Genomic DNA, 19,952 nt, shown 5'->3' with positions numbered 1-19,952 from the left:
ACGGCCCGGCGCAACCCGGCACGGCGCGGGTCAGGCCGAGCGGAACTCGTCGATCAGGCCGCGCGCGGTCGTGATGCCCGATTCGATCGCCCCGTCCACGACGACGCCGTTCCAGCCCTTCGCCCAGTCGGCGCCGGCGAAGCGCAGCCGGGTGTCCGTGGTGCGGAACAGGCTCCAGCCCCGCAGGAACTGCCCTGACCGCGGCGTCGCCCAGGTCTGACCGGTCCATCGATCGCCGCCCCAGTCGTGACTCGTGGCCTCGATGACCTGGAGGTCGGGCCGCCACGCGCTGACGATCTCCTGGATGGCATCCCGGTCATCCCAGTCGATCTTGGTGCGGTCCGGCCCGAAGCCGACCAGAATCGTCGTGCCGTCGTCGAGGAAGTACTCGCTGCGGGTCATCGCGATCGGGCTCCCGGTGGGAGCGGTGGCGATGAACGAATGGTGGCCGCGGATCTTGATCCAGATCTTGAACCCGGTGCAGTTCCAGCCCTCGTCGATCACGGCCTGCGCCTGCTGCGGCAGTGCGGGCGAGAACGTCATCGTGTTCAGCGCCCCCAGCGGCGCGGTCACGATCACGGCATCCGCCGCCAGTTCGTCACCGCCTTCCAACGTGACCCGGGCGCCGTCGGTGTCGTGGCTGACGGCGGCCACCGGGGTGCCAAGCCGGATCGGCCCGGTGATGTCAGCGGCGATCGCCTCGTAGACGCCGCGCATGCCGCCCGTGAGCTTGTAGCGCAGGGTCTGATCGTCCAGCAGCGCGAGCCGGTGGTCGCTCAAGGCCGCCCAGTGCTTGGCCATCAACGGCGATGCCGTCGCGGTGTAGCCGTTGTAGCCGGCGTTCCAGTACGCGTCGACGAGATCGATCTCTTCTTGACTGAACGTGCCGTCGCGCAGCGCATCCAACACGCTGCCCTGGTCGGCCGCACGGAATCGTGCGATCAGCTCGTCGTCACCGGACTCGAGGACGTGCAGCGGCTCGTGCGGGTACGGGAAGAACTCCGCTGAGCCGTCGAAGATCTTCGCCTGTGGCCGCGCGAGCTTCTCGTCCATCTCGGACTCGGGCCCTTCGTGCACCTCGCCGGCGCTGAGCCAGTACGCGCGCTCGCAGGTCGGGCTCGGATAGATGGACTGACCGTACCGCGTGATCTCGGTCCAGATGAAGGGCTGGAACCAGTGCACCCAGGTGGCGCCCATCTCCAGCTCGTGGCCCATCCGAGGCTCGGTCCAGGCCCGGCCGCCGATGCGGTCCCGCGCTTCGCAGAGGGTCACGCGCACGCCGGCCGCCTCGAGCTCGCGGGCAGCGATCAGGCCGGAGAAGCCCGCGCCGACTATGATCACATGGCGCGTGGACAGGTCGTCGGGCATGGCAGTACCGCCTTCGGTTGCTGGGGCCACCGGTGATAGTGGTGTCGTCAGCGTAGGGCTATCCAATTGGATAGTCAAGCATGCGGCGTGGCAGTCACCGCGTCGCGGACCAGGGTGCGGATGCGCTCGAGCACCGCTGATGCATCCTCCGCCAGCACCACCTGCCGGAACACCAGACCGTCCAGGGCGAACCAGATCGCGTCGATCAGCGCGTCGTCCTGCACACCGATGCGGTGCAGTGCGGCGGCGTTGGCGGCGCGGTAGGCGTCGTAGTACCGTGCCACGACCGGACGCAGCTCGGGCCGGCGCCGCGACTCGAGCAGCAGCTCGTACTGGAAGGCCTGCACGTCGCCGTCGCGCTGCGCGAGCGTGTCGATGCCGACGGCGAAGCCCGCGGCATCCGTCACGTCGTCGAACATGCTCGACGCGCGCAGGCTGGCCTCGACCGCGTAATCGAGCGCGTCGGCGATGAGCTGGTCGCGCGTGCCGAAGTGGTGCCGCACGAGCCCGTGCGAGACTCCGGCCTCAGCCGCGACGGCCCGGTAGGTCAGGGCGCGCAGACCGCCGCGGGCGACGACGGTGATGGTCGCCCGCAGCAGGGCCAGGCGACCGGCGCTGGATTCATCGCTCACGCGGCCAGACTATCCGCCGCGCGGGCTGCGCCCGACCGGCCGCTCGTCCGCCGAAAATCGCGATCCCGGCCGAGGCTCAGGGCGATGCCGCAAGTCTCGACCGGGATGCTGATCCTCGCCGTCGTCTGACGGCCAGGCGACAGCTCAGCCGAGCGTCAGGCCTTGCTCATCCCGTAGATCGGGCTCTTGGCCTGCTCCTGCTCGTGCTCCGGGCCCAGCGGGATGCCGGTGCGGTCGCGCAGCACCAGGGTCGCGACCAGCGCCAGCACGACCACGCCCGCGAGGTACCAGGTGATACCCGCTGTCGAGCCGGTGGACTGGAAGATCGCCTGGGCGATCATCGGCGAGAACGCGCCGCCGAGCACCGCCCCCAGCGCGTACGAGATCGACACACCGGAGAACCGGATGGATGCCGGGAACAACTCGGAATACAGCGCGGCCTGCGGGCCGTAGGTCAGCCCGAGCCCGACGGTGAGGATGGTCAGGGCCGCCAGCAGCGACCAGTACGTTCCGACATTGGTCAGCGGGAACAGCAGGAACACGCCGATCATCAACAGGATCCAGCCCACGATGTAGGTGTTGCGCCGGCCGAGCTTGTCGGAGGCCCACCCGCCGACCCAGGTGAATATCAGCCAGGTCACACCCGAGAGGGCCACGATCCAGAACACCAGGCCCGTGTCGAGCTGGATCGGACCTGTCGGGTCGGTCGCGTAGTGCTGCACGTAACCACCGGTGGTCATGTAGCCGACGGCGTTGTTGCCGGCGAACACAAGGGCGGCGACGATCACGAGCAGCAGGTGGTGGCGCAGCAGCTTGACGATCGGCATCCGCGTCTCGTCCTTGCGCTCGGCGATCTCCTGGAACACCGGGCTCTCGCTCACCCGGCGGCGGACCCAGTAGCCCAGACCGATCAGGACGATCGACAGCAGGAACGGGATGCGCCAGCCCCACTGTCCGAACGGGGTGTCGGCCAGCGCGATGTCGGAACCGGCGGGCACGCCCGGGAAGATCCACTCGACGATGGCCAGCACCATCGACGCCAGCAGCAGTCCGATCGGCACGCCGATCTGCGGCGAGGCTCCGAACAGTCCGCGCTTCTTCTTCGGTGCGTGCTCGACGGCCATCAGCACCGCGCCGCCCCATTCGCCGCCGGCCGAGATGCCCTGCAGCACCCGCAGCAGGATCAGCAGAATCGGGGCCCACACGCCGATCAGGGCATGCGTGGGCAGCACGCCGACCAGGGTCGTGGCCGCGCCCATCAGCAGCAGCGTGATCACGAGCATCGGTCGACGGCCGATCTTGTCACCGAAGTGACCCGCCAGGAATGCGCCCAGCGGCCGGAACAGGAAGCTCACGCCGACGCTGAAGAACGAGACGATCTGTGCGAACTCGTGCCCCATCGGCTCGAAGAACAGCGCAGCGAACACCGTCGCGGCGGCGAACGCATAGATGAAGAAGTCGTACCACTCGACGGTGGTGCCGACCACGGTGGCGAGGATGACCCGCCGTCGGTCTTTCGTCGATGCGATGGTTCCGGTGGGGGTGAACCCCTCGCCGGTGGCCTCGCCCTGCTGTCGTGAACTCATCTGTGTGACTCCTCTGTCGGTGAGACTGCGCTGTCTGCGGCCGAGGCTACCTGACCTGCCGTGTGCACGGAGGGCAACGTCGCATCTTGCCGGAACTCGATTGATCATATACGATTTCAGATACAACACAAGGGCGAGGGAGCTCATGAGTACTGAGAGCACATCAACGACGGATGCCGCCGCCGGCACCGATCTCCGCTTCGCGGGCCTGCCCGGCCGGCCGGGAAAGATCGTCGCGATCCACCTCAGCTACGCGTCCCGCGCCGACCAGCGCGGCCGCCGCCCCGCCGCCCCCTCCTACTTCTTCAAGCCGTCCAGCTCAGTCGCCGCCTCCGGCTCGACCATCGAGCGCCCGGCCGGCACCGAACTGCTCGCATTCGAGGGCGAGATCGCCGTCGTGATCGGCACCACGGCCCGCCGGGTCTCACTCGATGACGCCTGGGACCACGTCGGCTGGGTCACCGCCGCGAACGACTTCGGGCTCTATGACCTGCGCGCGAACGACAAGGGCTCGAACGTGCGCTCCAAGGGCGGCGACGGGTACACCCCGATCGGCGCTCGGCTGCTCGACGCCCGCGGCATCGACCCGGCCGGGCTGCGGCTGCGCACCTGGGTCAACGGAACTCTGGTGCAGGACGACACCAGCGCCGGACTGATCTTCCCGCTCGCGCAGTTCGTCGCCGACTTGTCCCAGCACTTCACGCTCGAGCCCGGCGACGTCATCCTCACCGGCACACCGGCCGGCTCATCCGTGGTCGTCCCCGGCGACGTGGTCGAGGTGGAGGTGGACGCCCCGGCCGCCCCCGGCGCACCGAGCTCCGGGCGCCTGATCACCACGGTGACGCAGGGCGCTGACGGATTCGATCCGGCGGTGGGCTCGCTGCCCGCCGTCGACGACGCGCAGCGGGCAGATGCCTGGGGCTCGCGCGAGGCCGCGGGCCTGCCGGACGCAGCCGACGAGCCGGCCGCGGCATCCCCCACCCTCTCCGACGAGCTGCGTGCCAAGCTCGAGAAGGCGCCAGTGGCCGGGCTGTCGGCGCAGCTGCGCAAGCGCGGCCTGAACAACGTGATGATCGACGGACTGACGCCGATGCACCCCGAGGCGAAGCTGATCGGCACCGCCAAGACGCTGCGGTTCATTCCGAACCGCGAAGACCTGTTCCGCGCGCACGCCCCGGGCTTCAACCCGCAGAAGCAGGCGTTCGACGCCGTGCGCGACGGCGAGGTACTGGTCATCGAGGCGCGCGGCGACGCCGGCGCCGGCACCCTCGGCGACATCCTCGCCATCCGCGCGCACGCCGCCGGGGCCGCCGGCATCGTCACCGACGGTGCGGTGCGCGACTACGACGCCGTGTCCGCCGTCGGCCTGCCGGTCTTCTCGAAGGGCGCGCACCCCTCGGTGCTGGGACGCAAGCACGTGGCCTGGGACTACGACCTGACCATCGGCTGCGGCGGCGCCGCCGTGCAGCCGGGCGACGTCATCGTCGGCGACAGCGACGGCGTCATCGTGATCCCGCCGACACTCGTCGAAGAGGTCGTCGATGCCGCCCTCGCGCAAGAGGACGAGGACGGCTGGATCGCCGAGCAGGTCGCCGCCGGCGGGCGCATCGACGGACTGTTCCCGATGAACGCGCAGTGGCGCGCCCGCTACGAGCAGCACGTCGCGCAGCAGGAGGGCCGATGACGGACACCCTCACGCCGTCGGTCAGCAAGTCCGAGCAGGCCTACGACTTCATCCGCGCGCGCATCACGGGCCACCAGTACACGCCGGGCTACCGGCTCGTGCTGGGCACGATCGCCGACGAGCTGCACATGAGCGTGGTGCCGGTGCGCGAGGCCATCCGCCGGCTCGAGGCGGAGGGCATGGTCACCTTCGAGCGCAACGTCGGCGCCCGGGTCTCGGTGGTCGACGAGAGCGAATACGTGTACACGATGGAGACGCTCGGCCTGGTCGAAGGGTCGGCGATCTCGCTGGCCGCTCCCCTGCTGACGGCGCCGCAGATCGCGCAGGCGCGCGGCCTCAACGAGCGGATGCGCCGGCTGCTGGACCACTTCGACCCGCACGAGTTCACCCGGCTCAACGAGCAGTTCCACGCCATCCTGTTCGAGCAGTGCCCCAACCCGCACATCCTCGACCTGGTGCACCGGGGGTGGCGACGCCTGCCCGGCGTGCGCGACTCGACGTTCGCGCTGGTCCCCGACCGTGCCGCGCACTCGGTCGAAGAGCACGAGCAGATCCTGCGGCTGATCGAGGACGGCGCGGAGGCGCTGGAGGTCGAGCTGACCGCGCGCAACCACCGCTGGCGGACGCTGGATGCCTTCCTTCTCGCCCGCCACCACGACCAGATCCACACCGACTCCCGGACGGAGCAATCATGACCGATACCGCACTGACCACAAGGCACGTCCCCGCGGACCTGCCCACCCGCATCCAGCACTACATCGACGGTGAATTCGTCGATTCCCTCGACGGCGACACGTTCGACGTGCTCGAGCCGGTCTCCAACGAGGTCTACCTGCAGGCGGCATCCGGCAAGAAGGCCGACATCGACCGTGCCGTCGCCGCCGCGAAGAAGGCGTTCGATGAGGGGCCGTGGCCGCGGATGCTGCCGCGCGAGCGCTCGCGCGTGCTGCACAAGATCGCCGACATCGTCGAGTCGCGCGACGCGCGACTGGCCGAACTGGAGTCGTTCGACTCGGGCCTGCCGATCACCCAGGCGCTGGGCCAGGCACGCCGCGCGGCGGAGAACTTCCGCTTCTTCGCCGACCTGATCGTGGCACAGTCCGACGACACCTTCAAGGTGCCCGGCCGGCAGATCAACTACGTCAACCGCAAGCCGATCGGCGTCGCCGGCCTGATCACGCCGTGGAACACGCCGTTCATGCTCGAGTCGTGGAAGCTGGGCCCGGCACTTGCCACCGGCAACACCGTGGTGCTCAAGCCCGCCGAGTTCACGCCGCTGTCGGCGTCGCTGTGGGCCGGAATCTTCGAAGAGGCGGGTCTGCCCCGGGGCGTCTTCAACCTGGTCAACGGCTTCGGCGAAGAGGGCTTCGCCGGCGACTCGCTCGTCAAGCACCCGGACGTGCCGCTGATCTCCTTCACCGGCGAGAGCCGCACCGGTCAGATCATCTTCGGCAACGCCGCGCCCTTCCTGAAGGGCCTGTCGATGGAGCTCGGCGGCAAGTCGCCGGCCATCGTGTTCGCCGACGCCGATCTGGACGCCGCGATCGACGCGACGATCTTCGGGGTGTTCTCGCTCAACGGCGAGCGCTGCACGGCCGGCAGCCGCATCCTCGTCGAGCGCTCGATCTACGACGAGTTCGTGGAGCGCTACGCCGCGCAGGCGAAGCGCGTGAAGGTCGGCTACCCGCACGATCCCGACACCGAGGTCGGCTCGCTCGTGCACCCGGAGCATTTCGAGAAGGTCATGAGCTACGTCGAAATCGGCAAGACCGAGGCGCGCCTGGTCGCCGGCGGCGGCCGCCCGAAGGGCTTCCCCGAAGGCAACTTCGTCGCCCCGACGGTGTTCGCCGACGTCAAGCCCGACGCGCGCATCTTCCAGGAGGAGATCTTCGGGCCGGTCGTGGCGATCACCCCGTTCGACACCGACGAAGAGGCGCTCGCGCTGGCCAACGGCGTGCGCTACGGTCTGGCCGCCTACGTCTGGACCAACGATCTGAAGCGGGCGCACAACTTCGCGCAGGCCATCGACGCCGGCATGGTGTGGCTGAACTCGAACAACGTGCGCGACCTGCGCACCCCGTTCGGCGGCGTCAAGGCATCCGGCCTCGGGCACGAGGGCGGCTATCGCTCGATCGACTTCTACACCGAGCAGCAGGCCGTGCACATCACCCTCGGTGCCGTGCACAACCCGACCTTCGGCAAGGCGCAGCACCACACCGAGGTCGAGCTGGACGACCCCGACCCGCGCTGAAGACCCCACCACCCACGAGCAAGGACGCTGAAATGACCAACCGCAAGGACATGACCCTCTCCTCATCGGGCTTCTACGTTTCCGCCGAAGCGCCGATCACCACCGACAACCCGATTCCGACACCGAAGGCCCCGGCCCCCGACATCCTGCGCTGCGCGTACATGGAGGTGCAGGTGACCGATCTGAAGCGCTCGCGCGACTTCTATGTCGACGTGCTGGGCCTGACCGTGACCGAGGAGGACGCGAACACCGTCTATCTGCGCTCGCTGGAGGAGTTCATCCACCACAACCTGGTGCTGCGTCAGGGCCCGGTCGCGGCCGTGGCGGCGCTGTCGTTCCGGGTGCGCTCCCCCGAAGAGCTCGACAAGGCGGTCGCCTTCTATGAGGAGCTCGGCTGCGAGGTGCGCCGCAACCCGGACGGCTTCACCAAGGGCGTCGGCGACTCGGTGCGGGTGGTCGACCCGCTCGGCTTCCCGTACGAGTTCTTCTACGACGTCGAGCACGTCGAGCGCCTCGCCTGGCGCTACGACCTGTACACGCCCGGCTCGCTGGTGCGGCTGGACCACTTCAACCAGGTGACCCCCGACGTGCCGCGCGCGACGAAGTTCATGCAGGACCTCGGCTTCCGCGTCACGGAAGACATCCAGGACGAAGAAGGCACGGTCTATGCGGCCTGGATGCGGCGCAAGCCCACCGTGCACGACACCGCCATGACCGGCGGCGACGGGCCGCGGCTGCACCACATCGCCTTCTGCACGCACGAGAAGCACAACATCCTCTCGATCTGCGACAAGCTCGGCGCGCTGCGCATGTCGGACTGCATCGAGCGCGGGCCCGGCCGGCATGGCGTGTCGAACGCGTTCTACCTCTACCTGCGCGACCCGGACGGGCACCGCGTCGAGATCTATTCGCAGGACTACTACACCGGGGACCCCGACAACCCGGTGGTCACCTGGGACGTGCACGACAACCAGCGCCGCGACTGGTGGGGCAACCCGGTGGTGCCCAGCTGGTACACCGACGCGTCGCTGGTGCTGGACCTGGACGGCAACCCGCAGCCGGTGCTCGCCCGTGCGCAGACCAGTGAGCTGGATGTCACGATCGGCGCCGACGGCTTCTCGTACACCCGCGGCGACGCGAAGGACGAGGCGATGCCGGAATGGAAGCAGGGCGAGTACAAACTGGGCCACCAGCTCTAGGCGTTCCGACCTCAGAAGGAGACAGGATGCTGAAGCCCGACATCATCGCGCAGATCGCCGAGGAGCTCGCCGAGGCCGACCGCACGCACGGCGTGGTGCCGCGCATCACGGCGCGGTATCCGGATGCCACGATCGAGGATTCGTACGCGATCCAGGGCGTGTGGCGCGACAAGAACCTCGCGGCGGGACGGCGCCTGGTCGGCCGCAAGATCGGCCTGACCTCGAAGGCCATGCAGCAGGCGACCGGCATCACCGAGCCCGACTACGGCGTCATGTTCGACGACACGGTGTACGAGAACGGGTCGACGATCGCCTTCGACCAGTTCTCGAACGTGCGCATCGAGGTCGAGCTGGCGTTCGTGCTGAACGCGCCGCTCGAGGGCCCGCACTGCTCGCTGTTCGACGTGCTGCGCGCGACCGAGTATGTGACACCCGCGCTCGAGGTGCTCAACTCGCACATCGAGCTCGAGGGTCGCACTATCGTCGACACGATCAGCGACAACGCGGCGTATGGCGGGATGGTGCTCGGCGGCATCCCGATGCGGCCCGACCAGATCGACCTGCGCTGGGTCTCGGCGATGCTCTACCGCAACCAGACGATCGAAGAGACCGGCGTGGCCGCGGGCGTGCTCAACCACCCGGCGACCGGCGTCGCATGGCTGGCGAACAAGTTCCACCAGCACGGTTCACGGCTCGAGGCCGGCGAGATCATCCTGGCGGGCTCGTTCACCCGACCGATGTGGGTGCAGCGTGGCGACACGGTGCACTGCGATTACGGACAGATGGGAACCATCACATGTCGCTTCGAGTGAAGCCCACCCTGCGCGACCGGCTCGCCGAGGCCGACCGTCCGCTCGCCGGAATCTGGACCTGCTCGGGCTCCGCCCTGGCCGCCGAGATCTGCGCCGGCAGCGGCATGGACTGGCTGCTCGTGGATGGCGAGCACTCCCCCATCGAACTCGGTGAGCTCGTCGGCATCCTGCAGGCGGCCGAGGCGTACCCCATCACGCCGCTGGTGCGGGTGGCCGCCAACGACCTGGTGCGCATCAAGCAGGTGCTCGACACCGGCGCGCAGAACATCCTGGTGCCGATGATCTCGTCGGTCGCCGAGGCAAAGGCGGCGGTGGATGCCGTGCACTATCCCCCGCGCGGCCATCGCGGCGTCGGTTCGGCACTGGCCCGTTCGGCGCGGTGGAACCGCGTCGACGACTACCTGCACCACGCCGCCGAGCACGTGTCGCTGATCGTGCAGGCCGAGACCGCCGCGGCGGTCGAGCACGCGGCCGAGATCGCCGCCGTCGACGGCATCGACGGCGTGTTCGTCGGCCCGAGCGACCTGGCCGCGTCGATGGGGCTGCTGGGTCAGCAGTCCCATCCGGATGTCGTGGCCGCCGTGCACCGCGTGTTCGAGGCCGTGCACCGGGCCGGCAAGCCGGTCGGTGTGAACGCGTTCGACCCGGCGGTGGCCGACGCGTACGTCCAGGCCGGTGCCGACTTCATCGCCGTCGGCGCCGACGTCTCGCTGCTGGCGCGGGCGTCCGAGGCCCTGGCTGCCCGGTTCATCCCCGACTCCGATCGCGCCGCTCGCGCCTCGTACTGAGCCCGCGCGCCGTCCTGGGCCGGGGCATCCTCGCCTCAGGCGAGGAGATTTCCCCGAACGAGGACCATACACGCGGAAAAGCTCCTCGCTTCGGCAGATCCCCTCGCCTCAGGCGAGGACGGCCACTCGTCGTGCCCGCGTCGACGCGGGCGACGTCCCGTGACATCCTGAACCCATGAAGAAGTGGATCGTCAGGTTCGGCTCGCTGCTGGTGTTCAACATCGTCGTGCTGCTGATCATCGGCGCCGTGACACCGGCGCACGTCGGGTGGTCGGCGCTGTGGGCGGGCATCATCATGACGGCGCTCGTGATCTGGGTCAAGCCCCTGGTCACCACGTGGTTCCGCTCGATGGCGGCGAAGTCCGCGACGAGGCGCTCGAAGCTCGGCGAGAAGCTCGTGCAGGCGCTGCTGGCGATCGCCGTCGCGTTCGTCGTCTGGATCGCGACGGTCGCACTGTCGGGTGTCGGCGTCTCGGGCTGGTTCTGGGGGTACGTGCTGCCGCCGGTCATCCTGCTCATCGGCTGGGCGATCTACGACGCGATCGACGACCGGGTCGAGGCCCAGGCATCCGACCTGTATGACAAGGCCACCGGTGCGGCCACGCGCACGGATGCCGCGACACCGGCGCCGCCGACGGCGGTCGAGCAGGCGGGCCGGCGCGAGCCGGCGGACGGGCTGACCCCCGAGCAGCGGAAGATGCTCGACGACCTCGGCTGAGCGCCGAACGTCGATGAGGCGACAGGTGGGAGGACTGCGACGATGACGACGAAACCGCTGCTGCGGATCGCGCTGGTGGGCACGGGCTTCATGGGGCGGATGCACACGCAGGCGTGGCGCACGGCACCGCGCTTCTTCGACCTGCCGGCGCAGCCGCAGCCCGCCCTGCTGGTCGGACACCGCGACGAGCCGACCGCCACTGCTGCCCAGCAGTGGGGATGGCCGGAGCACACGACCGATTGGCGCGAGGCCGTCGCCCGCGACGACATCGACCTGATCGACATCTGCACGCCCGGCGACACCCATGCCGAGATCGCGCTGGCGGCACTGGCAGCGGGCAAGCACGTGCTCTGCGAGAAGCCGCTGGCGGGCAGCGTGGCCGACGCCGAGCAGATGGCGCGGGCGGCCCGGACCGCGCCCGGGGTCGCGATGTGCGGCTTCAGCTATCGCCGGACGCCGGCCCTCGCCCTGGCCCACCGTCTGATCGGCGCGGGGCGCCTGGGCGAGATCAGGCACGTGCGCGCGCAGTACCTGCAGGACTGGCTGAGCGACCCCGACGCGGCGCACACGTGGCGACTGGACCGCGAGCGCTCCGGTTCGGGCGCTCTCGGCGACATCGGCGCGCACAGCATCGACCTCGCCCAGTGGCTCACCGGGCAGCGCATCACGGCGGTCTCGGCCACGATGCACACTTTCGTGCGGTCACGCCCGCGCGGCGGCTCGGCCGAGGGGCTCGGCGCCGTCGCCGACGCGACCGGCGAGCGCCTGCCGGTCACGGTGGACGACGCGACGGCGTTCACGGCGCAGTTCGACGACGGCGCCCTCGGCGTCTTCGAGGCGACCCGGATGGCCACCGGCCGGCGCAACGCGAACCGGATCGAGATCAACGGCGAGCGCGGCTCGATCGCGTTCGACTTCGAGCGGATGAACGAGCTCGAGGTCTACGACGTCGTCGACGACGACGCACAGGGCTTCCGCCGGGTGCAGGCCACGGAGGCGCGGCATCCGTACGCCGGCGCGTGGTGGCCGCCCGGCCACGGCCTCGGGTACGAGCATCTGTTCGTGCACCAGGCCGCCGACCTCGTGCGCGCGATCGCCGGCGAAGCGCCCGCGTCGCCGAGCTTCGACGAAGCCGTGCAGGTGCAGCGGGTCCTGGCCGCGGTCGAGGACAGCGCCGGCCACGACAGCATCCGTACCGCCGTTCCCGGCGGCGACGCATCCGAGCGAAGGAACCCCGCATGAGCCGCACCGCACTCGTCGTCCGCGGTGGCTGGGAAGGCCACCATCCCGTCGCTGCCACAGAGCTGTTTCTGCCGTTCCTGCAGGAACAGGGCTTCGAGGTGCGCGTCGAGGACGACCCGCAGGTGTACGCGGATGCCGACGCCATGAGCCGCACCGACCTCGTGCTGCAGTCGGTCACGATGTCGCAGATCACGCCCGAGGCGCTGACCGGACTGCGCGCCGCGGTGCGGGCGGGAACGGGGTTGGCGGGATGGCACGGCGGCATCGCCGACTCGTTCCGGGCGAGCTCGGACTATCTGCAGCTGGTGGGCGGGCAGTTCGCGACCCATCCGTCGAAGCATCCGGATGAGGTGCGCGGCGATGAGAGCGACAACTTCCTCGACTACACGGTCGAGATCACTCCGCTCGGGCGCACGCACGAGATCACCGCGGGGATCGAGGACTTCACGCTGACCACCGAGCAGTACTGGGTGCTGCATGACGACCTCATCGACGTCCTCGCCACCACGACGCATCCGGTCCGCCCCTACCACCCCTGGCACCGCACGATCGTCTCGCCCGTCGTGTGGACCCGGCTGTGGGGAGCCGGGCGCGTCTTCGTCGCCACGCCCGGGCACAGCCTCGATGTGCTGCAGGATGTCCACGTCCGCACCATCATCGAGAGGGGCCTGCTGTGGGCAGCGCGCGCCCGGTGACCGGCATCGGCATCGTCGGCCTCGGCGTCATCTCGGCTGCGTACCTGCAGACGCTGGCGGGCACCGACCGGGTGCAGGTCAGTGCGGTCGCTGATCTCGACGTGGAGCGGGCGCGCACGGCCGCCGACCGGATCCCGGGGTGCCGGGCCGTCGCCCCCGAGCAGCTGTTCGCCGATCCGGCGGTGGACACGGTCCTGAACCTGACGATCCCCGCGGCGCACGCCGACGTGGCCCTGGCCGCGATCGCCGCCGGAAAGGACGTCTACGGCGAGAAGCCGCTGGCGGCGACCCTCGCCGGGGCGGCACAGATCATGGATGCCGCCGCGGCGGCCGGTGTGCGCGTGGGCTGCGCTCCGGACACGGTGCTGGGCACCGGGGTCCAGACCGCCCGCGCCGCGGTCGACGAGGGGCGCATCGGCAGACCCGTCGCCGCATCGGCGATGTGGATCTCGGCGGGGCATGAGGCCTGGCATCCGCACCCGGACTTCTACTACCGCTCCGGCGGCGGGCCGCTGCTGGACATGGGCCCGTATTACCTCACGGCACTGGTCCAGCTGCTCGGACCGGTGTCTGCGGTGTCGGGGGCGTCCTCGCGCTCCCGCGACAGCCGCGTGATCGCGTCCGGGCCACGTGCCGGGGAGCGCATCGGCGTCGAGGTGGACACGCATCTGACCGGCATCCTGCACCACACCGGCGGCGCGATCTCGACCGTGACGATGAGCTTCGACGGCGTGGCCTCGCAGAGCCCGCCGATCGAGGTGCACGGCATCGAGGGCTCCCTCGTGCTGCCGGATCCGAACCTGTTCGGCGGCGAGGTGCTGCTGCACCGGCGCGGCGGCGAGGGCTGGGAGGCCCTGCCCCCGTCGGCCGGATTCGTCGACGCCTCACGGGGCGTCGGGCTGCTCGACTTCATCGACGGCGGGCAGCGCGCGAGCGGCGCGATGGCCCGCCACGTGCTGGAGATCATGGACGCCGTCGCCCAATCGGCCGCGTCTGGAGCGCGCGTCCCGCTGCGCACGAGCGTGACGCGGCCTCCGCTGGTGCCGCTGACGCCGGCAGCGGCCTGGCGCCGCGGCTGATCCGGCCACTGGCTGATCCGGTGGTGGGCTGCGGATCCGGCTTCTGGCTGCGGATACCGCGGCTGCCCCGCCGCCGGGTCAGCTCGCGGCGCGCTCGGCGGCCTCGACGACGTTGGTCATCAGCAGGGCGACGGTCATCGGGCCGACGCCGCCGGGGTTCGGCGACAGCCACCCGGCCACCTCGACGGCGGCCGGGTGGATGTCGCCGTACACCTTGGACTTTCCGGTCTCGGGATCGGTCTCGCGGGTGACCCCGACATCCAGCACCGCAGCGCCCGGCTTGACGTCTTCGGCCCGCACGATGTGCTTGACCCCCGCCGCGGCCACGATCACGTCCGCCTGTCGCAGGTACTTCGGCAGATCCACCGTGCCGGTGTGGGTCAGCGTCACCGTCGCGTTGATCTCGCGCCGGGTCAGCAGCAGGCCGATCGAACGGCCGATCGTCACGCCCCGGCCCACGACCACGACGTGCTTGCCCGCCAGCGCGTAGCCGTTGCGCGACAGCAGCTCGATCACCGCGCGCGGCGTGCACGGCAGCGGCGAGGTGATCGGCCCGTTCACGTTCAGCACCAGCTTGCCGAGGTTGGTCGGGTGCAGGCCATCGGCATCCTTGTCCGGATCGATCCGCTCCAGGATCGCATCCGTGTCCAGGTGCCCCGGCAGCGGCAGCTGCACGATGTAGCCGTGGCAGCCCGCGTCGGCATTGAGCCGGTCGATCGTGGCCTCCACGTCTGCCTGCGTGGCGGTCTCGGGCAGCTCGATCTGGATCGACTTCATCCCGATCGCCTCGGATTGCCGATGCTTCATCCCGACATACAGCTGCGAGGCCGGATCGGCCCCGACCAGCACCGTCGCGATTCCCGGGGTGATGCCGCGCGCCTTCAGCGCCGCGACCCGATCGGCCAGCTCGGCCTTGATCGTGGCCGCGGTGGCCTTGCCGTCCAACATGATCGCCGTCATCGTGACTCCGCTTCGTCGTGTTCGTGTGCTCGTGCTCGTCGTGCCTGTGCCCGCTCGCCGCACGCCGACCCGCGCCCGAAGGCGACGGATGCCGCAGCCGGCGCCCACCCGCGGATACCTATGTCGATAGTGATATTACGGGACGGATGCCGCCGACGCCAGACCCGCTACTGCTGCAGGCCCGGGTACAGCGGGAATGCCTCGGCCAGCGCCGCGACGCGGGCGCCCAGCGCCGCGATGTCGGGGTTCGGCAGCAGCGCGTGCGCGATGATGTCGGCGACCTCGGTGAACTCGGCGTCGCCGAACCCGCGCGTCGCCAGCGCCGGCGTGCCGATGCGCAGGCCCGAAGTGATCTTCGGCGGCAGCGGGTCGTTGGGCACCGCGTTGCGGTTGACCGTGATGTGGATCTCGTGCAGCAGATCCTCGGCCTCCTTGCCGTTGACGGCCGCATTGCGCAGGTCGACCAGCACCAGGTGCACGTCGGTGCCGCCGGAGCGGACGGCGACGCCGGCATCGGCGACGTCGGGCTGCATCAGCCGCTCGGCGAGGATCTTCGCCCCCGACAGCACCCGCTGCTGGCGCTCGGCGAACTCCGGCGACGCCGCGAGCTTGAAGGCCGTGGCCTTCGCCGCGATCACGTGCATCAGCGGGCCACCCTGCTGGCCCGGGAACACCGCGACGTCGATCTTCTTGGCCAGGGCCGGGTCGTTGGTCAGGATGAAGCCCGATCGCGGGCCGCCGATGGTCTTGTGCACGGTGGAGGAAGTGACGTGCGCGTACGGCACGGGGCTCGGGTGCAGCCCCGCGGCGACGAGCCCGGCGAAGTGCGCCATGTCGACCCAGAGCGTCGCGCCGACCTCGTCGGCGATCGCCCGGAACTCGGCGAAGTCGAGCTGGCGGGGGTAGGCCGACCAGCCGGCGATGATGACCTTCGGCTTGTGCTCGATGGCCAGGCGCCGCACCTCGGCCATGTCGATCAGCGAGGTCTGCGGGTCCACGCCGTAGGCGACGATGTTGTAGAGCCGGCCCGAGAAGTTGATCTTCATGCCGTGCGTGAGGTGGCCGCCCTGATCCAGCGACAGACCCAGCAGCGTGTCGCCGGGACGGGCGATGGCGTGCAGCACGGCCGCGTTCGCGGTCGCACCGGAGTGCGGCTGCACGTTGGCGTACGCCGCGCCGAACAGGTCCTTGGCACGCGCGATGGCGAGGTCCTCGGCGACGTCGACCTCTTCGCAGCCGCCGTAGTAGCGGTGGCCCGGGTATCCCTCGGCGTACTTGTTGGTCAGCACCGAGCCTTGCGACTGCAGTATCGAGACCGGCACGAAGTTCTCGGAGGCGATCATCTCCAGATAGGAGCGCTGCCGATCCAGCTCGCGCTCGAGAACCTGCGCGATCTCGGGGTCAACCTCAGCGAGCGGGGCGTTGAAATAACGATCGGTCATAGGGTGTCTCCTCGACTCGGCAGCCACACAGCACGGAATAGGGTTCCACATCGGCCCAGGCGTGCGGTCGAATGCCGGTCGGTCGCTCCCCGGTGGTGGCCCACCTCAACGCCAGTTGCGACATCCTGAGCATACCGGATGCCCGGGCGCCCGCGTGCTTGTCGCCTCATGACCGGTTTGTTAGTGTTCCTTACATGACCGGCCGCGCCCGTGCTCTCCCGAGCCGCGGCGGCCGCGGCCAGGCAGCAGAGGAGCATTCATGGCGGCGCTGACGGCGCTGGTTCCGATCCCCGCCTCGGTGACGGTGGATGCTGCCGCACCGTTCACACTCGCGGCGTCCACGCGGCTGATCGCCGGCGCCGGTGCCGGCGCCACGGCGGCCCTCGCAGCGCAGCTGATCGAGACGGTGACCGGGCGGCTGCTGCCGATCGCCTCGCAGGATGCCGGGTCCGCCGACATCGTGCTCGAGATGGCCGGGGCCGGCCCGGCGGAGTCCTACCGGCTGCGCGCCGGCACCGACGGCGTGCGCGTCACCGGCGCCGATCCGGCGGGCCTGTTCTACGGGATGCAGACGCTCGCCCAGCTGCTGGCCGGCGACGGTCGGCAGGTGCCGGCCGTGACGATCGCGGACGCCCCGCGGTTCGCCTATCGCGGGGCGATGCTCGACGTCGCCCGGCATTTCTTCCCAGTGGCCACCGTGACAGGTGTCATCGACCGCGCGGCATCTCTCAAGCTGAACCACCTGCATCTGCACCTGACGGACGACCAGGGCTGGCGCATCCGACTGTCGTCCCGCCCGAAGCTGACCGAACAGGCCGCCGGCGAGTGCTACACCGCCGCCGACTATGCGCAGATCGTCGATTACGCCGCGGCGCGGCACGTCACGATCGTGCCCGAAGTCGGCGGCCCCGGCCACACGCACGCGGTCGGGGTGGCCTACCCCGAGCTGGCCGGCGCGCCGGTGATCACGGATGCGGTACGCGCGGCCACGGCGCGGTTCGGCGGCGAACTGCCGGTCGCAGGGCAGCCGTATCGGGGCGTCGCGGTCGGGTTCTCGTCGCTGCGGTGCGACAGCGACGCCACATATGATTTCCTCGCGGACGTGTTCGGCGAGCTGGCGGCGATGACCCCCGGGCCGTACCTGCACGTGGGCGGCGATGAGGCCCTCGGCACGCCGGCGGACGATTTCGCCGAGTACATCCGTCGGGTCACCGCCCTGGTCACGGCCTCGGGCAAGACGCCGATCGCGTGGCACGAAGCGGGTGCAGCGGCCGGCCTGGCGGCGGGCACGATCGGCCAGTACTGGGGCTTCCGCACGCCGCGCGACGGGATGGACGGCCACGCCCGCGCATTCGTCGCGAACGGCGGACGGATGATCCTCTCCCCCGCCGACGCGATCTACCTGGACATGAAGTACGATCTCGACACTCCGCTCGGGCTCACCTGGGCGGACGGCCCGACCAGTGTCGAGCGCTCCTATCGCTGGGAGCCGGTCGACGTGGTCCCCGGTGCCGGACCCGCCGACATCCTCGGCATCGAGGCGCCGCTGTGGACCGAGACCGTCCGCACCGCCGCCGACATCGACGCGCTGGCGTTCCCGCGCGTCGCGGCCGCGGCCGAGATCGCGTGGTCGCCGGCGCCGGCCGATCACCCCCAGCGCAACTGGGCGTCGTTCCGCGCCCGGGTCGGCGGCCTCGGTGCGCTGTGGCGGCGGGCGGGCATCGACTTCTTCCGCTCCCCCGAGATCGACTGGGAGGCCCCATGAGCGTGGACCGCGTCATCCATTCGGCCCGGCTGGTCGATGCGGGCCGGGTCACCGACCGCGCGTGGGTGGCCTTCGACCAGGGGCGGGTCGTGGCCCGGGGCGCCGGCGACGGATGGCGCGACCTCGTGCCCCGCGCCGCCGACGATGCCGCCGGCCGATGGCTGACGCCGGGCTTCATCGACATCCACGGGCACGGTGGCGGCGGCGCCTCCTTCGACGACGGTCCGGATGCCGTCGCGACCGCCCGGGCGATGCACCGGGCGCACGGCACGACCCGCGCCGTGCTGTCGCTGGTGACGGCGGCGATCGGCGACCTCGCCGACCGCGCGGCGATGGTCGCCGAGCTGGCCCGGGCGGATGCGACGATCCTCGGCTCGCATCTGGAGGGCCCATTCCTGGACCCGGGCCACAACGGCGCGCACACCGCGGCGCTGCTGCGCGAGCCGGATCAGCACACGATCGAGCGGCTGCTGGATGCCGGAGCCGGCACGATCCGTCAGGTGACGCTGGCTCCCGAACTGGACGGCGGTCTGCCCGCGGTGCGCCGCTTCGTCGCGGCGGGGGTGCAGGTCGCGGTCGGTCACACTGCCGCCGACCAGTTCACCACCGCGGCCGCCTTCGACGCCGGTGCGACGATCCTCACGCATGCGTTCAATGCGATGAACGGCATCCATCATCGCGCCCCGGGCCCCGTCGTCGCCGCGCTGAACGACGACCGGGTGACGCTGGAAGTGGTCGCCGACGGAACGCACGTCGCGCCCGATGTGATCCGGCTGCTGGTGCGCAGCGCTCCCGGCCGGCTGGCACTGATCACCGACGCGATGGCCGCCGCCGGGGGCGCCGACGGCAGCTACGCGCTGGGCGGCCGGCAGGTCACCGTGACCGGCGGCGTCGCCCGCCTCGCCGGAGGCGGGGCGATCGCCGGCTCCACGCTCACTCAGGACGCCGCCATCGCGCTGATGGTGCGCCGGGTCGGAATGCCGCTGCCCGACGCCGTGCGGGCGGCGACGACCGTCCCGGCCGCGGCGATCGGCGTGGCCGATCGGTTCGGTGCACTGACTCCCGGCCGTGCCGCGGACGCCGTGTTGCTGGATGAGGATCTGGCCGTCGTGCGCGTCTGGGTCGACGGCGAGCCGATCGCCTGACCGCAGCGGCAGGCGGGCACCGAGTCGAACAGTTGCGGGGAGGGGGAGTTCCTCCCCCGAATACCTCGCCCTCCCCGCGGGCTGTCTTCGGGTGACAGCCGCCTACAGTCCGCCCCCGGGGGAGCTGCGGGCCTGTTCACTGATGAGACGCCGCCCCTGCCGGATCATGACGCGACTTCGCAGAAATTGCTTTCCGGCGGCCGAACACCCGCGCGCCCGCGCGCAATCCGTGCCGGAGACGACGCCGCGGCCGCCATCGGCGAGAATGGACGCAGCGCCGCGGCCGGAACCGGGCAACGGCCGGCCCCGACCGAGGAAGCCATGAATCAGCGCCGCAGACGTGAACGAGACGGCCGACGCCGACCTCGTGCTGCACACGCGCTCGGGGGATGCCGACGCCTTCGGGCAGCTCTGGCAGCGACACTATGCGTCGGGGATCGCGGTGGCGCGCTCGATCACCACGAGCATCGACCCGGACGATCTCGTCCAGGAGGCATACACCCGCATCTATCGCTCGATCCAGCGCGGGGGCGGTCCGACCGCGTCGTTTCGCGCCTACTTGTTCACCAGCATCCGCAACACGGCG

At 70.4% G+C, this 19,952-nt stretch carries 17 protein-coding genes, 1 pseudogene and 1 riboswitch; of the genes and pseudogenes, 13 read left to right on the top strand and 5 right to left on the bottom strand.

Features of this window, described 5'->3' with window-relative positions:
- Nucleotides 1–30: 30 nt before the first annotated feature.
- The 3 genes from ABD705_RS08140 to ABD705_RS08130 all read right to left on the bottom strand — a co-directional run bounded on the left by ABD705_RS08140 (nt 31) and on the right by ABD705_RS08130 (nt 3,586).
- Complete coding sequence (locus tag ABD705_RS08140; protein ID WP_344782391.1) at nt 31–1,368, bottom strand: NAD(P)/FAD-dependent oxidoreductase; 1,338 nt, start codon at nt 1,366–1,368, stop codon at nt 31–33.
- 74 nt (nt 1,369–1,442) lie between these two features.
- Nucleotides 1,443–2,000, bottom strand: coding sequence for a TetR/AcrR family transcriptional regulator (locus ABD705_RS08135; protein ID WP_344782389.1), 558 nt, complete (start codon nt 1,998–2,000; stop codon nt 1,443–1,445).
- Between the two features lie 155 nt (nt 2,001–2,155).
- Entirely contained in the window at nt 2,156–3,586 is a 1,431-nt protein-coding gene (locus ABD705_RS08130; RefSeq protein WP_344782387.1) for an MFS transporter, read from the bottom strand.
- 145 nt (nt 3,587–3,731) lie between these two features.
- Between ABD705_RS08130 and ABD705_RS08125 the strand changes: the two genes are divergently transcribed.
- The 10 genes from ABD705_RS08125 (at nt 3,732) to ABD705_RS08080 (ending at nt 14,054) form a co-directional block, all read left to right on the top strand.
- Nucleotides 3,732–5,270: a fumarylacetoacetate hydrolase family protein gene (locus ABD705_RS08125; protein WP_344782385.1), complete on the top strand. Its 1,539-nt coding sequence runs from the start codon at nt 3,732–3,734 to the stop codon at nt 5,268–5,270.
- Nucleotides 5,267–5,965, top strand: coding sequence for a GntR family transcriptional regulator (locus tag ABD705_RS08120; RefSeq protein WP_344782383.1), 699 nt, complete (start codon nt 5,267–5,269; stop codon nt 5,963–5,965). The genes ABD705_RS08125 and ABD705_RS08120 overlap by 4 nt, the downstream gene beginning before the upstream one ends.
- Nucleotides 5,962–7,521: a 5-carboxymethyl-2-hydroxymuconate semialdehyde dehydrogenase gene (hpaE, locus tag ABD705_RS08115; protein ID WP_344782381.1), complete on the top strand. Its 1,560-nt coding sequence runs from the start codon at nt 5,962–5,964 to the stop codon at nt 7,519–7,521. The genes ABD705_RS08120 and hpaE overlap by 4 nt, the downstream gene beginning before the upstream one ends.
- Nucleotides 7,522–7,553: 32 nt before the next feature.
- Nucleotides 7,554–8,720, top strand: coding sequence for a 3,4-dihydroxyphenylacetate 2,3-dioxygenase (hpaD, locus tag ABD705_RS08110; protein ID WP_344782379.1), 1,167 nt, complete (start codon nt 7,554–7,556; stop codon nt 8,718–8,720).
- Between the two features lie 26 nt (nt 8,721–8,746).
- On the top strand, nt 8,747–9,532 hold the full coding sequence (hpaH, locus tag ABD705_RS08105; protein ID WP_344782377.1) for a 2-oxo-hept-4-ene-1,7-dioate hydratase: 786 nt from the start codon (nt 8,747–8,749) through the stop codon (nt 9,530–9,532).
- Entirely contained in the window at nt 9,517–10,320 is an 804-nt protein-coding gene (locus tag ABD705_RS08100; RefSeq protein ID WP_344782375.1) for an HpcH/HpaI aldolase family protein, read from the top strand. Before hpaH ends, ABD705_RS08100 begins: the two co-directional genes overlap by 16 nt.
- A gap of 175 nt (nt 10,321–10,495) precedes the next feature.
- Nucleotides 10,496–11,038 carry a hypothetical protein gene (locus tag ABD705_RS08095; RefSeq protein WP_344782373.1) on the top strand — a complete coding sequence of 181 codons (543 nt, stop codon included), beginning with the start codon at nt 10,496–10,498 and terminating at the stop codon, nt 11,036–11,038.
- A gap of 42 nt (nt 11,039–11,080) precedes the next feature.
- Complete coding sequence (locus ABD705_RS08090; protein ID WP_344782371.1) at nt 11,081–12,280, top strand: Gfo/Idh/MocA family protein; 1,200 nt, start codon at nt 11,081–11,083, stop codon at nt 12,278–12,280.
- Complete coding sequence (locus ABD705_RS08085; protein WP_344782369.1) at nt 12,277–12,975, top strand: ThuA domain-containing protein; 699 nt, start codon at nt 12,277–12,279, stop codon at nt 12,973–12,975. Before ABD705_RS08090 ends, ABD705_RS08085 begins: the two co-directional genes overlap by 4 nt.
- Nucleotides 12,954–14,054: a Gfo/Idh/MocA family protein gene (locus ABD705_RS08080; protein WP_344782367.1), complete on the top strand. Its 1,101-nt coding sequence runs from the start codon at nt 12,954–12,956 to the stop codon at nt 14,052–14,054. The genes ABD705_RS08085 and ABD705_RS08080 overlap by 22 nt, the downstream gene beginning before the upstream one ends.
- Nucleotides 14,055–14,132: 78 nt before the next feature.
- Here ABD705_RS08080 and ABD705_RS08075 read toward each other — a convergent pair whose 3' ends face one another.
- Nucleotides 14,133–15,014: a bifunctional methylenetetrahydrofolate dehydrogenase/methenyltetrahydrofolate cyclohydrolase gene (locus ABD705_RS08075; protein WP_344782365.1), complete on the bottom strand. Its 882-nt coding sequence runs from the start codon at nt 15,012–15,014 to the stop codon at nt 14,133–14,135.
- Nucleotides 15,015–15,181: 167 nt separating this feature from the next.
- Nucleotides 15,182–16,456 carry a serine hydroxymethyltransferase gene (glyA, locus tag ABD705_RS08070; RefSeq protein WP_344782363.1) on the bottom strand — a complete coding sequence of 425 codons (1,275 nt, stop codon included), beginning with the start codon at nt 16,454–16,456 and terminating at the stop codon, nt 15,182–15,184.
- 46 nt (nt 16,457–16,502) lie between these two features.
- A riboswitch (ZMP/ZTP riboswitch) is annotated at nt 16,503–16,585 on the bottom strand.
- Nucleotides 16,586–16,715: 130 nt separating this feature from the next.
- On the opposite strand from glyA, the gene ABD705_RS08065 reads away from it, so the two are divergent.
- From ABD705_RS08065 to ABD705_RS16105, 3 genes and pseudogenes are all read left to right on the top strand, one after another.
- The gene (locus ABD705_RS08065; RefSeq protein ID WP_344782361.1) at nt 16,716–18,221 is read left to right on the top strand and encodes a family 20 glycosylhydrolase; all 1,506 of its coding nucleotides are present in this window, start codon (nt 16,716–16,718) and stop codon (nt 18,219–18,221) included.
- Nucleotides 18,218–19,366: an N-acetylglucosamine-6-phosphate deacetylase gene (nagA, locus tag ABD705_RS08060; protein WP_344782359.1), complete on the top strand. Its 1,149-nt coding sequence runs from the start codon at nt 18,218–18,220 to the stop codon at nt 19,364–19,366. The genes ABD705_RS08065 and nagA overlap by 4 nt, the downstream gene beginning before the upstream one ends.
- 340 nt (nt 19,367–19,706) lie before the next feature.
- Nucleotides 19,707–19,943 (top strand): annotated as a pseudogene (locus ABD705_RS16105) (RNA polymerase sigma factor); the annotation flags it as partial.
- Between the last annotated feature and the right edge of the window lie 9 nt (nt 19,944–19,952).

The sequence above is a fragment of the Microbacterium kribbense genome (assembly GCF_039537285.1).
GTDB lineage: Bacteria > Actinomycetota > Actinomycetes > Actinomycetales > Microbacteriaceae > Microbacterium > Microbacterium kribbense.
Note: the sequence above shows the minus strand (reverse complement) of the source record. Positions and strands in the feature narration are given on the sequence as shown.

Excerpts from the sequence above, each read along its gene's own strand:
- ABD705_RS08140 (WP_344782391.1), bottom strand. The coding sequence starts at position 1,368 with ATGCCCGACGACCTGTCCACGCGCCATGTGATCATAGTCGGCGCGGGC.
- ABD705_RS08130 (WP_344782387.1), bottom strand. The coding sequence starts at position 3,586 with ATGAGTTCACGACAGCAGGGCGAGGCCACCGGCGAGGGGTTCACCCCC.
- ABD705_RS08125 (WP_344782385.1), top strand. The coding sequence starts at position 3,732 with ATGAGTACTGAGAGCACATCAACGACGGATGCCGCCGCCGGCACCGAT.
- ABD705_RS08120 (WP_344782383.1), top strand. The coding sequence starts at position 5,267 with ATGACGGACACCCTCACGCCGTCGGTCAGCAAGTCCGAGCAGGCCTAC.
- hpaE (WP_344782381.1), top strand. The coding sequence starts at position 5,962 with ATGACCGATACCGCACTGACCACAAGGCACGTCCCCGCGGACCTGCCC.
- hpaD (WP_344782379.1), top strand. The coding sequence starts at position 7,554 with ATGACCAACCGCAAGGACATGACCCTCTCCTCATCGGGCTTCTACGTT.
- hpaH (WP_344782377.1), top strand. The coding sequence starts at position 8,747 with ATGCTGAAGCCCGACATCATCGCGCAGATCGCCGAGGAGCTCGCCGAG.
- ABD705_RS08100 (WP_344782375.1), top strand. The coding sequence starts at position 9,517 with ATGTCGCTTCGAGTGAAGCCCACCCTGCGCGACCGGCTCGCCGAGGCC.
- ABD705_RS08095 (WP_344782373.1), top strand. The coding sequence starts at position 10,496 with ATGAAGAAGTGGATCGTCAGGTTCGGCTCGCTGCTGGTGTTCAACATC.
- ABD705_RS08090 (WP_344782371.1), top strand. The coding sequence starts at position 11,081 with ATGACGACGAAACCGCTGCTGCGGATCGCGCTGGTGGGCACGGGCTTC.
- ABD705_RS08085 (WP_344782369.1), top strand. The coding sequence starts at position 12,277 with ATGAGCCGCACCGCACTCGTCGTCCGCGGTGGCTGGGAAGGCCACCAT.
- ABD705_RS08075 (WP_344782365.1), bottom strand. The coding sequence starts at position 15,014 with ATGACGGCGATCATGTTGGACGGCAAGGCCACCGCGGCCACGATCAAG.
- glyA (WP_344782363.1), bottom strand. The coding sequence starts at position 16,456 with ATGACCGATCGTTATTTCAACGCCCCGCTCGCTGAGGTTGACCCCGAG.
- ABD705_RS08065 (WP_344782361.1), top strand. The coding sequence starts at position 16,716 with ATGGCGGCGCTGACGGCGCTGGTTCCGATCCCCGCCTCGGTGACGGTG.
- nagA (WP_344782359.1), top strand. The coding sequence starts at position 18,218 with ATGAGCGTGGACCGCGTCATCCATTCGGCCCGGCTGGTCGATGCGGGC.